The sequence below is a fragment of the Nocardia sp. NPDC003482 genome, from assembly GCF_053588115.1.
In genome coordinates this window covers 121,319-136,016 of the sequence record NZ_JBSFPI010000020.1, presented here as the reverse complement: position 1 = coordinate 136,016, position 14,698 = coordinate 121,319, and the positions used below count along the sequence as shown (strand labels likewise).

Annotated in this window: 11 protein-coding genes; 2 read left to right on the top strand and 9 right to left on the bottom strand. The window is 69.8% G+C overall.

All coding sequences use genetic code 11. The annotated features are described in order from the left end of the window. Positions 1-12: 12 nt before the first annotated feature. The 6 genes from ACWDSJ_RS28295 to ACWDSJ_RS28270 form a co-directional block, all read right to left on the bottom strand. Positions 13-216 (bottom strand): hypothetical protein, encoded by a 204-nt coding sequence (locus tag ACWDSJ_RS28295; RefSeq protein ID WP_450035469.1) that lies wholly within the window; start codon positions 214-216, stop codon positions 13-15. Positions 217-311: 95 nt separating this feature from the next. Beyond that, on the bottom strand, positions 312-740 hold the full coding sequence (locus ACWDSJ_RS28290; protein ID WP_450035467.1) for a hypothetical protein: 429 nt from the start codon (positions 738-740) through the stop codon (positions 312-314). Next, a complete protein-coding gene (locus ACWDSJ_RS28285) occupies positions 737-1,309 on the bottom strand; it encodes a hypothetical protein (RefSeq protein WP_450035465.1) in 573 nt (190 codons plus the stop codon). The genes ACWDSJ_RS28290 and ACWDSJ_RS28285 overlap by 4 nt, the downstream gene beginning before the upstream one ends. 42 nt (positions 1,310-1,351) lie before the next feature. Further along, positions 1,352-2,353 (bottom strand): hypothetical protein, encoded by a 1,002-nt coding sequence (locus tag ACWDSJ_RS28280; protein WP_450035463.1) that lies wholly within the window; start codon positions 2,351-2,353, stop codon positions 1,352-1,354. A gap of 106 nt (positions 2,354-2,459) precedes the next feature. After that, on the bottom strand, positions 2,460-3,653 hold the full coding sequence (locus ACWDSJ_RS28275) for a MinD/ParA family ATP-binding protein (RefSeq protein ID WP_450035461.1): 1,194 nt from the start codon (positions 3,651-3,653) through the stop codon (positions 2,460-2,462). 17 nt (positions 3,654-3,670) lie between these two features. Beyond that, the gene (locus ACWDSJ_RS28270) at positions 3,671-4,111 is read right to left on the bottom strand and encodes a hypothetical protein (protein WP_450035460.1); all 441 of its coding nucleotides are present in this window, start codon (positions 4,109-4,111) and stop codon (positions 3,671-3,673) included. Between the two features lie 415 nt (positions 4,112-4,526). On the opposite strand from ACWDSJ_RS28270, the gene ACWDSJ_RS28265 reads away from it, so the two are divergent. After that, the gene (locus tag ACWDSJ_RS28265; protein WP_450035459.1) at positions 4,527-5,045 is read left to right on the top strand and encodes a hypothetical protein; all 519 of its coding nucleotides are present in this window, start codon (positions 4,527-4,529) and stop codon (positions 5,043-5,045) included. A 32-nt stretch (positions 5,046-5,077) separates the two neighbouring features. Beyond that, entirely contained in the window at positions 5,078-11,704 is a 6,627-nt protein-coding gene (locus ACWDSJ_RS28260) for a helicase-related protein (RefSeq protein ID WP_450035458.1), read from the top strand. Positions 11,705-12,302: 598 nt separating this feature from the next. Here ACWDSJ_RS28260 and ACWDSJ_RS28255 read toward each other — a convergent pair. The 3 genes from ACWDSJ_RS28255 to ACWDSJ_RS28245 all read right to left on the bottom strand — a co-directional run bounded on the left by ACWDSJ_RS28255 (position 12,303) and on the right by ACWDSJ_RS28245 (position 14,381). Next, the gene (locus ACWDSJ_RS28255; RefSeq protein WP_450035456.1) at positions 12,303-13,097 is read right to left on the bottom strand and encodes a pentapeptide repeat-containing protein; all 795 of its coding nucleotides are present in this window, start codon (positions 13,095-13,097) and stop codon (positions 12,303-12,305) included. Continuing rightward, positions 13,094-13,321 carry a hypothetical protein gene (locus tag ACWDSJ_RS28250; protein ID WP_450035454.1) on the bottom strand — a complete coding sequence of 76 codons (228 nt, stop codon included), beginning with the start codon at positions 13,319-13,321 and terminating at the stop codon, positions 13,094-13,096. The genes ACWDSJ_RS28255 and ACWDSJ_RS28250 overlap by 4 nt, the downstream gene beginning before the upstream one ends. Before the next feature lie 826 nt (positions 13,322-14,147). Then, positions 14,148-14,381, bottom strand: coding sequence for a hypothetical protein (locus ACWDSJ_RS28245; protein ID WP_450035453.1), 234 nt, complete (start codon positions 14,379-14,381; stop codon positions 14,148-14,150). Positions 14,382-14,698 lie beyond the last annotated feature (317 nt).

The following is a 14,698-nucleotide window of genomic DNA, read 5'->3' as shown; positions in this document are numbered from 1 at the left end:
CGATCAGTTGCGTCAGTTGCGCTTGGCCACTCCGGCCAACCCGGCCAGGGTCATGGCCACGGCCGCGCCGAGAACACCGCCCACGACTCCCAGCACCGTCCGGCCCGCCCGCTTACGACCCCGCGCGGGGGTGGGGTTCGGGTGCGCCACCTTCACGGCGATCACCACGACCGCGACCAGCACGGCGACGACCGGGTACACCAGCAGCATCGACATCGCGATCCGACCTCCTCATTGGTCGTCGGTGCCTCGGTGAGGCGGCGTTCGAATGTATCTAAAGGTAGTGTGGCAGGTCCGGCGAGCGGCCGCAATCACGCGACCTGCTGTTCCTCGGCGCTGGCTCTCGCCTGCGCCCATTCGCGGCAGTAGTTCAGGGCGGTCGCGGGGAGGAAGCCGGGCACCGATTCCTCCCAGCTCAGCGGCGGGGTGATCCGGCGGTCGAGGCTGGGCCCGCAGATGTACCACCCCCAGCGCGCCCGCTCGGGGACGCGGTCGAGGGCTCGGGGATCCTGCGGTCCGATCAGGAACCAGTGCCCGCCGATGCGGGCGGTCGTCACGGCGTGGGTGGAGAACAGGGTGCGCAGCACCCGCCGCCATCCGCGGCCCTGGGCTCTGGCCAGCAGCGCCAGCCGCAGCGCTCGGCAGTACCGCACTTCCGCGCCCAGGGCGCGGCCGCGGCACCCGATGACGAAGACCAGGTCCGCCACGAGGGTCGCGGCCCCTGCTCGCCGCGCGCTCACCGCGCCCGCCCGACGGCCGGGGCAGCCGAGGCGGCCCCCACGGCCGGACGCGCGCCGAACGCGAACCGGTGGTCGGGCCCTGCCGTCGCCGGGAAGGACAACGGACCACCGGCGCCCGCCTGCCCGGCCATCGGCAACGCCGCATCACGGGTGGCGCTCGTGTCCTCGCGGCCTCGCCGGGACTGGTCGGCGCCCCTAGGGGGGCCGTTCTCGTCACGGGATACGTCGTCGCGCAACGACTCTCGTGGCCCGTCCGCGTCTGCGGGCCGGGAGGTCAGGGCGGCGGCGTGATCGAACTCGGCGTAGTAGCTCCGCCAGTGCCGCTCCTCTCCCAGGATCTCGCGGTGCTCGCGCAGATATCGCGTGAGCTGTTCCTCCGCGTGCGCGGCCGCCTCGGCGGTGGCCTCGTCGGGTCCGACCCGCACGAGGGCGCCGTTCTCGTCCACCTCGAGGTAGGAGGTCTCCTCGGCGACGCTGTTGGCTTGGTCGAGAACGGTTTCGAGGTAGCGGGCGGTGACGTGGATCGTTTCCGGTGATTTCCGGCCGGTGGGCTCGGTGGGCTGGGACATCGGTCCTCCTCGGACTCGTGCTCGGACAGAAGGGGAGTCGCTTCACCGTGCGCGGCGGGCCGCGGCGGCGAGCGGGACGGAGCGGTCGGCCGCGGGGGCCGTGCCGAACGCGAACGTGTCCGTGCCCGCGGCCGCGGCGGCGGGCGGGGTCAGTGGTCCGCGGGCGGCGGCCTGCACCTTGGACCACAGACTCTGTTCCTGGGGGGCCTCGGCCTGAAGGGCCTCGGTGCGCGCGGCGAGCAGGGCGTCGTTGATGCGGTCGGGGGACACGCCCATCTGGCGGGTGGTGGTGAGCGCCGCCTGGAAGGCGTCGAGCCGCGAGGCCAGATCGGTTTGCGTGTCCTTGGCCATCCGCGCGTGCTGCGCGGCGGCATCGAAACTCTTTGCCGCCGTGGTCAGTTCGGCGAGCGAAGCGGCCTGGCCCGGAGTCAGCCAGCCCTGCCCGTGGCGGGTGCGGTGCTCCGCGATCAGATCGGCCTGCTGCTGGGCCACCCAGAACTTCCCGAACCGGCGCACCCGCGCGGCCGCGGTGGCAATTCCCATGCGGATGGCCGACACCTTCTCGGCCACCCGAGCGGTGAGGGCGTCGGTCGGACCGGCCACCTCCCATCTCACCCGCACCGCGGCACTCGGCACGGTGTGGGCGTGCTCTAGCGCCTGGAGCGCCCGCCCCCGGTCGGTCGCGCTCAGGTGGGGCAGGTCGTGGATGCGGCGTTCGAGCGCGAGTGCGGCGTCCGACAGGGCGCCGTTCTTGCGCGCCCACGCCTCGTAGGCCGGGCGATCTCGGGTGGCGTCGGGCTTGCCGCCCAGCGACACCAGGGCCTTCTGGTGATGCAGGATCTCCAGCTCCACCTGCATGCGGGTGATCTGCGCATCCAACTGCTGCGCGCGGGCGTCGGTCCGCACGGCCCGGGAGATCTCCCGGCGCACCGACGAGGGCATCTCCGCGGCGGTCGGGTTCTGCGCCCGCCACGCCGTGATCGTCGCCGCGATCGCGGCGACGAGAGTGTCGGGCTGTGGCCCGGATGTGAGTGTGTCGGCCATCTTCGAGGCTCCCTTCCTCGGGATTCGCTCATTTCGAATGATTCGAGTTATTCGAGTGTATCTAAAACATCTAATGATGCGGTGGGTCGAATGGATCGGCGGAGTGTTATTCAGCGGAGCGCAGCGGACCGAGGGCGGGGGAGTGCTTCCTCGGAACCAGGTCCGCCAGGGTCGCGGCGAGGATGCGGTAGGCCCGCAGTGTGCGCGGGTGCAGCCGCTGCGGGTCGATCACCCCGCCCTCGTCGAGGTGGCGGTCGTAGGGGATTTCGTGCACGGCGTGCACCCATTGGGTGAACCAGCCGACCGCGGCGGTCGTGTCGAACCTGCGCCGCCCCGGCTGCTGGTGGGAGATCACCACCACCGTCCGCGCCAACAGGTTCCGGTAGGGCCGTCGCGGTTCGTCGCGCTCATCGAGGAGTGGCGCTCCGCTCACCGGGTCCTCGGCGGCGTGGTACAGGTACTCCACCGTGGCCGCCGCCTCCGCGGCCGAGTCGTCCTTCGCGTCGAGCGGGATCACCAGAGCGTCGGCGGCGTCGAGGACGGCTCGGGTCGCCGGATGGGTGATCCCGGTGCCGCAGTCGGCGAGCATCAGCGGGAAGTACTCGCCCGCGAGCTCGACCAGGCGGTGGTAGTCCGGTGCGGAGAGGCTGTCGCCGGTCGCCGGGTCCGCCGTCGAGGCCAGAATGTCCAGGCCCGCCGGGGTCGGCCGGGTGTGGGCGCGGATGTCCTGCACGCGCCGCGGACGCGGGGCGGCCAGCAGAGTCAGGGTCGAGGTGTCGGTGCGGCACGCGGTGCGCCGCGCCAGATTGCCCCGATCGGGGTTGAGGTCGACAGCGATCACGCCGTCGGTGCGGCATGCCGCGAAGGCGCTGCCCACCCCCAGGGCGGTGGTCGTCTTCCCGGATCCGCCCTTGAACTGGACGAACCCGATCCGGAATTCGGACTCGATCGCGGTGCGGATGCGGGAGTCGAGTTCCCGGGCGCGGGTCTGGGCCGGGCTCTCCCCGGGATCGAGCGTCCCGCCCGACATCCGGTACAGCGCCCGTCGCCACCCTCCCCCTGGGGCCGGGCGCACCGTGTCGCGGCGCCAGTCGCGAGCGGTCGGGGGCACCGGGGCCGCCGGATCCGCCGGAGGGTGCGGGTGTGGGCGGGCTTCCGCCGCTGCCCGGTCGTTGGTTCCCCCACCACCGGGCGCGGTCGCGCCGCTGGTCGGGGGTCCGGCGCCGAGGCGGACGGTGGGGGGTGTGGTCTGCGTGCTCCACGGTGCCGACACCGGCGGGGTCGGGTCCTGCTTGGCCATCTGCTGATCCCTTCTCCTCAGGGGGTTTTCGACGAGACCCTCTCCGTGGTCGCGGCCGGTTCGTCCTCGGGGAGCTTCTCGCGCACGGCCTCCTCGGCCCAGTCCGACCACGCGGGGTACACCTCGACTTCCGCCCACCAGGCGCTGCGGGCCGCGTTCCACACCTCGACGTCGCAGCTGAACGAGCGCCGCGGCCGGGTTCCCGCCGGCTCGGGCGGTACCCGCCGCCCCGGCGGCAGCCGATCGGGGCCCGGTTCGAACTCGGTCACGCCCAGTTCGTCGCGCTTGCGCGCGGTCTTCTCGGCCATGGCCGCCTCCAGCCACCTCGCCCACGTCGGATATTCGCGCTGCTGCTTCAGCCACGTCTCCTTGGCGGCGGACCAGACCTCGTCGCTGCACGAAAAGCTGACCCGGCTCCATCGACGCCCCCCCGCCGCGCCGGACTGCGTATCGGCCACAGCTGGTTCCTTCCTCCTCGTCGGCATCGCGGGCCGCGCGGTCGGAGTGCGACCGCACCCGCGGGGTTCCACTGTATCTAAAGGTGCGGTCGCATCTAATGGCGCGAGTGTCCCGAGGTGTCGCTGGGTGAGGCTCTCCCCGGCTCTCGCAACATTAGATACATTGGATGCACGCCACAGTTTACCCGGGCTGCTCGCCTGGTAACCCGAACGGATGCTTTAGATACATCAGATGCTTCAGATACATCAGATCCACTGGGGCTGGTGAGGATCGCCCGCCCCGCCACCAGCAAGGAGGCGACCATGGGGCGGCGAATGCGAAGAATGCAGAGCGAAGGCCAACTCAGCCTGGATCTGTGGGGCGATCCGGACCCGGCGCCCTCGACCGTCGACACCCGAAAGGACAACGAGCGCGATGATCATCGATCAGGTCAGGACGTACTACTCGACGTACCTGCCGCAGGCGACCGCGGCGCTGGAGGATCCGGAGACGCACTTCCGGGAGCTGGCCGAGCGGATCAGCGAGCGCGTGGCGCAGATCTCGACCCAGCTCGAAGCGGACGCGATCACGCCGGGGCAGGACTACCTGGAGCGGGTGGGGACGCTGACCACGGTGCGCGCCCAGGCGCTGGAAGCGGCGCTGGCGGAGCTGTTGTACTCGATGCCGCCGGAGAGCCAGGACGACCCGGAACCGAGCGCGACCGAGCGCGACCTGCTGGTGATGCGGCAGGAGGAGCGAGCGGTGGAGCAGCGGCTGGAGATGGAACCGGGCAGCCCCGAGGCGACCGAGTGGGACCGCCGGTACCCGCATCTGGTCGAGGAGGTGACCTGGCTGCTGGCCGACCACGAGGGACTGACCGAACAGCAGAAACGCGAGCAACTGGCGCAGATCCTGGCGCGCCAGGACGCCGCGAGGCCGACACCCCCGCGGTAGCACCCGCCCCCGCCGCCGCGCCCGCGACCCTCGTGGCCGCCGGAGGACGGCACTACCTGATCGACGGGGTGCAGACCTGGGAGGCGCGCCGCGGCGAGACCCCCGGCACGGCGACCGAGTGGACGCGCGCTCGTCTGGTCGGCACGGCGACCAGCGCTGCCGAGGCCGAGCGCCTGGCGCAGGCCGACGCGCTGTTCACCCCGATCGAACTGGCGACACTGCGCTGCACCGTCGAGGACGAGGCATACGCCTACGGCGGCTACAACCGCCCGCAGGAGATCTTCAACCCCGCCAGCGCGCCCCGCTATCTGACCGAGGGCCCGCTGCGGGCGCTGTCGGCGGGCGACCGGTTCGGGCCGACCTGGCTGTGGGTCGAGTGCTATCTGCGCGCCCGGCCCGACCTCTACGACGAAACCCCGGCCTCGGTCCAGGCGCGTCAGCAGGAGCGCGCCGACACCACCGCCCCGATGATCAGCGAGGCCGCCGAGCACTTGCGTGCCGGACGCTTCGATCAGGCGCACGCGCTTGTCGACCGCGCCGCGCTCGTCAACCCCTTCGACGGCAGCACCTATGCCGGTATGCACTCCCGCATCGACCGGGTGGCCGGCGTGGTCGACGAGCTCGGACTGTCCGGCCCCCAGGAGCGGTTCGAGGGAGTCGTCGGCCGCCTCGCCCAGGTCACCGTCGGTGACCGCACCTTCTTCCTCGAACCCCAGGGCGGAACCGCGGCGTGGGTCGTCCGCTCCGGCGCCGACGAGGAATCCGAGCCGATCACGCCCTCGCTCCCCACGCGCGAGGTCATGCCCCGCCTTCGCGCCTATGTGACCGAACACCCCGCCGCCCCCCAGCCCCGCACCGAATCCGACGACCGCGATGCCGCGGCGGATCTCACTGCTCCGCAGAGCGATCCGCGCCAACCCGCCGCCCCGGCGCGAGATCCGGGGGATCCGGCGGCTCCGCTACCCATCCTCATCGAGCACACCGCCGAGGGCACGCTGGTGCGCAACACCGACAAGGAGAACCTCGCGCTCCGGCAGGCGCTGCACGAAGCGAAATTCCAGTGGTCACGCCCGCAACAGTTCTGGTATCAGCGGCGGGCCACCGACTTCGCGGTGCGCACCCGACGAGTCGGGTACCTGCGCGCCGCGCTGACCCGACTCGGTCTGCCCTTCACCGAGACCGGGGCGACCGCCACACCCGACACCGCCGCCCCTACCCCCCTCGCGGCCGAGGCACCCCAGACCGCGCCGTCCATTTCCGCCGAACCCGCAGAGACACATCAGGATTCGTCTGCGCCAGCCCCGGTGCCGCAGACACCACCGCAGGGCCGGGACACCGGCTCGGCCGCGGTCGCGGCCGCACCGGAGGCGGCGGCCGGACCCGAGACCCCGGACCGTGCCGACGCCGACACCGCCGCCACACCCGGCCCCGCCGCCGAACCCGACGCCGACGCCGGGGCCGTGCCGGTCGCTCGTGGGCGCGTCGACGCCGCCGTGCCCGTGAGCGCGGGGTTCCGGCGAGACGAGCGGCTTCCCGCACCCCAGGTGGAGGTGCCGCAGTCGGCGCGGCGGCGGGTCGAGGCGAACCTCGCCGCGATCCGCACCGTGCAGCTGCTCGAGCGCGAGAATCGCGCCCCGACCCCCGCCGAGCGGGAAACACTGGCGAAATGGACCTCCTGGGGTGCGGCGGCGCAGATCTTCGACGACGGGCGCGAGGAGTTCCGCGACGACGCCGCGGAACTGCGGACCCTGATCGGCGAGCACGGTTGGAAGCAAGCCAATCGCACCGTCCTCAATGCCCACTACACCGACCCGATGATCGTGCGGGCGATGTGGGACCACCTCCAGCGTCTCGGCCTCACCACCGGCCGAGTGCTCGAACCAGGCTGCGGCGCAGGCGCATTCATCGGTCACGCCCCGCACGCGGTACGCATGACCGGGGTGGAGCTCGACTCCACCACCGCGCGGATCGCCCAAGCGCTCTACCCCCACGCCGACATCCGCGTCGAGTCCTTCGCCGAGACCCGCCTGCCCGAAGGGCACTTCGACGCCGCGATCGGGAACGTGCCGTTCTCCTCGGCGCGGCTGCACGACCCGGTCCACAACACCGGCGAGCACACCATGCACAACCACTTCATCCTCAAATCGCTCGCCCTGGTGCGCCCGGGTGGCGTCGTGGCGGTGGTGACCAGCAGCTTCACCATGGACAACAAGAACCCCGCCGCCCGCCGCGACATCGCCGACCACGCGGACTTCCTCGGCGCGATCCGGCTCCCCAGCGGCGCGCATCGCCGTGTCGCGGGCACCGCGGTGGTCACCGACATCCTCATCCTGCGTCGCCGCGACGGCGACCCCCGCCACCTCGGCGGCCCCTTCGAACTGGCGACCAGCACCGAACTCCCCCTGGCACGCGGACACGGGGAAACCGACACCGTGTCGGTCAACGAGTACTTCCTGCGCCACCCGGAACTCGTACTCGGCGAGCTGCGCGCGGGCACCAGCGTCTACGGCGGCCTGGCGGTCGAGGTACTCGCCACCGGCGATCTGGAACCGCAACTGCGCACCGCCCTGGACCACATCGCCGAGCGGGCCTTGGCCGAGGGGATCGCCCACCAACCGCGGGAGCTGGCCCCCGGCGAGCGCCGCGCCGCGGCCGCGCCGCCCGGCGACCCGAACCAGTTCCCCGGTCATCTCCGCGCCACGCCCCGCGGCTTCCAAGCCCTGCACAACGACGGCACCTACCACGACCTGACCGTGCCCAGCACCCAGGCCGAGGAACTGCGGGCCCTGCTGGGCCTGCGCGACACCGCGCTCTCGCTGCTCGAGCACGAGGCCGCCGACGCCGAGGACACCGACGAGATCGCGGCCCTGCGCGCCCAGCTCAACCAGCGCTACGACCGCTACACCGCACGATTCGGGGCGATCAACCGGTGCTCCTGGCATCCGACCGGACGCGTCGACGACGCCGGGGAGCCCGTGATGTCGGTGCGGCGGCCCCCCGTGATGCGGGTGTTCCGCGACGACCCGCACGCCCCGGTCGTGCTGGCGCTTGAGGACTACGACGCCACCACCGACACCGCGGTGAAGATGGCGATCATGCGTCAGCGCGTCGTCGCGCCGCGCAGCCCCCGCCTGGGCGCCGACACCGCCGAGGACGCGGTGGCGATCTGCCTGGACACCCACGGCCACATCGACCTCCCGGTGATCGCGGGCCTGCTCGGTGTCGACGACGAGCAGGCCCGCGTCCAATGCCGCGGTCTCATCTACCCCGACCCCGCCGCCGAGGGCCGCTTCGTGCCCGCGGCGGAGTACCTGTCGGGCAACGTGCGGGCCAAACTCGACCGGGCCCGCGAGGCGGCTGCGGAGAACCCCGAGACCTACAGCGACAACGTCACCGCGCTGACCGCGGTCATCCCCCCCGATCTCGGTCCCGCCGAGATCGACGCGCGCCTGGGCGCGGTGTGGATCGACGCAGCCGACGTGCAGGCATTCCTCAACGAGGTCCTCAACGACGACACGATCACCGTCGAGCACCCCAAGACCGGGGAGTGGAAGGTCAGCGGCGGCCGTCGCGGCGTCCTGTCCACCCAGGAGTTCGGCACCTCCCGTGTCCCCGCGCCCAAGCTCGCCCAAGCCCTGCTGCGCCAGGCTCCGATCCGGGTCTACGACCCGGACGAGAACGGCACCTTGTCCATCCCGAACCCCACCGAGACCGAAGCGGCCAACGAGAAGGCCGAGCAGCTCAACGAACGATTCTCCGAATGGGTGTGGGAGAACCCCATTCGCGCGGCCCGGTTGAGCGCGGAGTACAACCGCCGCTTCAACAACCTGGTTCTGCGCAATTACGACGCCGACGGCAAGACGCTCAGCCTGCCCGGCCTGTCCAAGGTCTACACCCCGCGCCCGCATCAGCGCGCCGCGGTCGCCCGCATGATCGCCGAACCCAACGTCGGCTTGTTCCATGCCGTCGGCGCGGGCAAGACCCTCGAAATGGCGATGGGCGTCATGGAGCTCAAACGCCTCGGGCTCGTCCGCAAACCGGCGATCATGGTGCCCAACTCCATGCTCGACCAGTTCGCCCGCGAGTTCCTCCAGGCATACCCGCAGGCGCGCATCCTCGCCGCGGGCACCGAGGATCTGGCCGGGGAGAAGCGGCGGCAGTTCGTCGCCCGCGCGGCCACCGGCGACTGGGACGCGATCATCCTGACCCGCGGCAGCTTCCAGCGCCTCGAGGTCTCCCGCGAGACCGCGCACTGGTACTTCGACCGCGAAATCGAGCCCCGCCGTGAATATTTGGCCGAACTCATGGCCAGCGGCGCCAAGCGCACCACCGTCAAACGCATCGAGGACGCCATCCTCAAATCCGAGGAGAAGCTGAAGAAAAAGCTCGGCGGCCCCACCGATCCCGGCATCACCTTCGAGCAGACTGGCATCGACTACCTCGTGGTCGACGAGCTGCACGACTTCAAGAACCTGGCCACCGACACCCAGATCGAGTCCGCCGCCATCGCGGGCAGCCAGCGCGCCCAGAAACTGCACATGGTCACCGAATACCTGCGCGACAAGCACAACGGGCGCGCCATCACCGGCGCCACCGCCACCCCCCTGGCGAACTCGATCACCGAGGCATACGTCGTGCAGCGGTACCTGCGCCCGGACCTGCTCGAAGAAGCCGGGATCCGCACCTTCGACGAGTGGGCGGGCACCTTCGGCAAGCCCAAGACCGAGCTGGAGATGTCGGTCGACGGCAACTCCTGGAAACTCAAGACCCGGCTCGTGGGCTTCCGCAATGTGCCCGAGCTGCAACGCATCTTCCACGTCGCCGCCGATGTGAAGCTGCCCGAGGACCTGAACCTTCCGGTGCCCCAGCTCGCCCGCCGCGCCGACGGGCAGCGCGCCCCGGAAGTCATCTCCGTTCCCGCCACCGACACCCAGCTCGCGTACGTCCGAGACCTCGGGGACCGCGCCCTGCGGGTACGGTCCCGGGAGGTCGACCCGCGCGACGACAACATGCTCAAGATCTCCTCCGACGGCCGCGCCGCCGCCTTGGATCTGCGGTTGGTCAAAGCGCTCGGACTCGGTTCCAGCGCAACCGATTCCAGCGCCGACCCGCACCGCCGCGACACTCCGGTGCTCGACGGCATGGACGGTGTCGCCGTCGCGGCCGTCGAGGGGGGTCTGGACTCGATCGGCGAGGACCAGTTCGGTCTCAAGCTCGAGGCGGCGGCGGATTGGATGTTCGAGAAATGGGCGGCGGCCAAGGATCGGGTCTACCTCGGCCGCGACGGGCAACCCCACCCCCGCCGCGGCGGGCTGGTCGTCGCGTTCTGCGATCTGGGCACCCCCGGCGAGGAGTGGAACGCCTATGACGAGCTCAAGACCAGGCTCATCGCGCGGGGCGCCCCGCCCGAGCTGTTCGCCTACATCCACGACGCGAAGAACGACAAGGGCAAAGCGAGCCTGTTCACCAAGGCCCGCAACGGCAGCATCCAGTTCCTGTTCGGCTCCACCTCCAAGATGGGTGTCGGGGTGAACATCCAGGACCGCATGGTCGCCATGCTGCACGTCGACTGCCCCTGGCGGCCCGCCGACATCGAGCAGCGTGACGGCCGCGGCATCCGCCAAGGAAACCAGAACCCCGAGATCGCGGTCGCGCGCGTGGTCACCGAAGGCACCTTCGACGCCCGCATGTGGGCGGCTCAATCCCGCAAAGCGGCCATGGTCAACCAGTTCATGAAGGGTTCGCTGACCGCCCGCGAGATCGACGACATCGGCGACGCGGCCCTCAACGCCAACGAAGCCCTCGCCATCGCCTCCGGCAACCCTTTGGTCCTGGAGAAGGCCGAGGTCGATATTGAGGTCACCAAACTCGAACGCCTGCGCCGCGCCCACCAACGCAGCCAGTCCATGCTCAACATCCGCATCCGCGAAGCCAACGACGTGATCCCCAAACTCGAAGCCGAGATCGACGCCTACACCCGGGCCATCGCCCTCCGCACCCCGACCAAGGGTGACGCCTTCGCCGCCAAGGTCAGCGGACGCGTCTACGACAACCGCGGCGACGCCGGGGACGTGTTGGCCGCCCGCCTGCTCAAACTGATCGCCGACCCCCGGGCGGTGTGGAAGGAATTCGCCGACCACCGGGTGGCCGAAATCGCGGGCTTCTCCCTCGACGCCCGCAACGTCCCCACCGGCCGCGACGCCCTCGTCTCGGTCGTCTTCTCCGACATCAGCACCGACCTCTACGTCACCCTCGACCGAAAAGTCCTCGAAAAGGGCGGCACCGGGGTGATGTTGCGCTTGGAGAACGCCATCAACGGCCTGGACAAACGGCTCGACATCGCCACCAGCCGACTCGCCACCGAACGCACCGAACGCGAACGCTCCGAACAACGTCTGGGCAAGCCCTTCGAACACACCGAACGACTCGACACGCTGCGAGAACGACAGAAGCAGATCAACCACGAACTCCTGGGCAAAGACAACCCACCCGACACCACGGCGCCCCCCGGGACGGAGGCCGCGTCGAGCGGGGACGACTTCCTCCGGTCGGCCGTGATGCACGACGCCATGGAGATGGTCAACCAGATCGGCGGCACCGCAACAGTCAACGGCCCCAACGGAATAACCGTCATCACCGACCGCGGACGAACCCGATGACCGAAGCGAACGCCCCCGCCCGGTGACCTCCCTTCAACACGTCACCCGCGACGCAGTGCAGGATCACCGGGATCGGGTGTGCGCCAACCCAACTCGACCCCTCGCAAGGTCAGCACCAGCTGAACCCAGCGCTGCGCAGCCCACTCCTCCGGATCATCCGGATCCAACCCGGCGTCAACGAGCGCCTGACGATCCACCGAATCCTCCACACCCAGGAATTCGTCACCACCCCACCCTCCGGCCTGGTGCCCCCTTCGAACAGACGGCCACCATTCGCCCGTGACGTGCCGGGAGGCCGCTCCGGCGAATGCGACGAAGCCCCTCGCCACACCAGAAGCCAGACCTGCGGTGGGGAAGGGGAATGCACCCCGATCGGTCGCGCCCAGCGGCGCTGATGGTCACACTGGGTTCAAAACCCTTTCGCACCCAGGGGCCTTCACCCCGACGACCGACATCACCCGACCCCAGACACCATGCCGGGCCTCACCGCGGCCCAGCGCGCCACCGCCGTCCGCCTCGAAATCACACTGGGCCACTCACATCCCGGGACCGATTGGGGACGCGCAGTGGTCCTGACGTTAACGAGCAGATCCTCCTGCTATCCAGGGAAGGGGTTCAAGATATAAGTGCCGTCGCCGCGCTGGACTGAGCGCGCACGTACCTCTTCTGCGCCGCGCCCCCAATCGGTTTTATCCGACCACCACACCCTGACGAAGCGGTCGAGTGCTGGCAGGACTGCGTCGCTGAGCACCGCGCCGCGCAGGTCCGTGTCGCGCAGGTTCGCGCCGCGCAGGTCCGCGCGGCTCAGGTTCGCCGCATACAGGTACGCGCGGCTCAGGTTCGCCGCATACAGGTTCGCGTCGACCAGGCGCGCGGTGTTTAGTTTCGCGCCGCGCAGGTTCGCGCGGCTCAGGTTCGCGCCGAACAGGCGCGCGCCGATCAGGTTCGCGCCGATCAGGTTCGCGCGGCTCAGGTTGGCGTCGATCAGGTTCGCGCCGAACAGGTCCGCACGGCTCAGGTTGGCGTCGATCAGGTCCGCGCGGCTCAGGTTCGCGCCGAACAGGTCCGCGCCGCTCAGGTCTGTGCCGCTCAGGTTCGCGCCACGCAAGTCCGCTCTCGGGCGCAAGTCCGCTCTGGGGCGGACTTCGACCGGCAGTTCACTAGGGGTGTCGAACCGCGCAGCGGCAGGGTCACCACTTGCAACCGATGGTTGTGTGTCACGGTGGGGCCGATACTCGTCGGGGTGTCCCGGGGTGAAGGCCGGAGTCGTCCCGGCCAGCGCCGCCAGGATTCGGCGCGCGACGCCTGTTTCCTCCGTCGCGATCGGAGTGAAGGCGGGGGTGGACCCAGCCAGCGCCGCCAGCAGGTCACGGCCGAAGCGAAAGACGCTCATGACACGACCCCCGGGCCACCGCGGTTCTTCTCACCGGTGTCGTCCTTATCGGATTCGTCCTGTCCGGGCACGAGTCTTCCCACGTACTGGCTGATCTTCTTCACCACCACCGGGGTGGCCGTGCCGATTCCGAAGGCCAAGCCGTTCGCGGCAACGGTGGTGACGATCAGCCCGCTGTCGAGCACCGCCGCGGCGGTCGCGGCGCCGATACCCAGCTGCACCACAACCGACACCGCGTACGGGCCTGCCCCCGGCCCTTTGGGTCGAGGCCACGGCCACCCTTTGACCCTCTGAGTCGCCTCAAGGAACACCACCCCGCAGTTGACGGCCGCGCCCACGCACCCCCATACGGCATACAGCCACATACCCGACACGATAGGCCGCCAGGCCCGACCACATCGTCGGACGGCGTAATGCACAGCACCGTGCCTGTAGTCGGACCCGACTAGCGAGTTGGATCCGACTACGGATCAGAAGGCTGGGAACTCAAGTCCTGGTCGCCACGCTGCCCGTCAGGAAGACCCGGTTGCTCAGCTTTCCCTTCCTTCTTTCGGCGGCGGTAGGCCCGCTGACGGCAGGAGCTGCTGCAATAGATCGGTCTGCGCCCGGGTGGGTCCAAGTGCGGAGCAGGGAAACAACTGCGGAGCCGACAGGGGCATTCGGCGCATGACGTCCACTCCGGCCAGGCCCCTTCGACCCAGCCGTGGAAGGAGCACCACACCAGCCCATGCTCTCCGCCCCGACCGACCCCTTTGTCGTACATCCTCGACAGGAGCAGCAGGAGCTGTTCTTCAGTGGGTCTGTCAGCGTCGGCCGACAATGGCCAGAGCTCGTCGGCAGCGGCGCGAAGACGGACGAGCACGACCTCAGGGCTTTGGAAGTACGTGGCTTCTGCAACGGCAGTAGCCATCCTATAAAGCAGCTGTCTCGCAGCCTCGGCATCCCCATATCGCACGGTGGCCCTGTTATAGAGCCACGCGAGATCGAGATTCGCGGTCGCAGCCTTCTCAACGCGACGTCCCCGCGCGACGCTACGGCGACCATTCCTGGTCATGCTTCTTCTTCCCCCGGCTTCTCGGTATCCGCAGGACGAAGCATCCCAGTCTCCTCCGAGTCCTTGGGCCGCGCGGCGGTCCTGTGGATGCCGAACGCTTGGGCGAAGGCAGCGAAGACCTCCGGGATGTCTTTTCGATCAGCACGCATGAGAGCGATGACCGTAACAGTGACCACTGCGAGAAGAAGACACACCAACGGCCAGATATTCATTGCGGTGAGCAGCGACATCGCGAGCTGGACCGGGACGGGCAACGGAACCTCCAGAGGACATAGAAAAGGCCCTCAGCGATTCAGCTGAGGGCCTCAGGCAGGATGCGTTAGAAACGAAGAGAGCCCCAGGCGCTTCTGCGCTCCAGGGCTCCAGGGCTCATAGGCACGTCGGTGCCCGAACGATATGGAATATACTTCGCGCCGGGCGGCGGCGGCAAACCGACGTTCCCGCATAATCGCAGCTCACTCCCCGTATGTAGGTTGCGTGACTGAGATCACGCCTTTCGTAACGCTGCCTAGCCGCGCGGCTGCTGGGGCGTCGCGGCCCCGCCCTT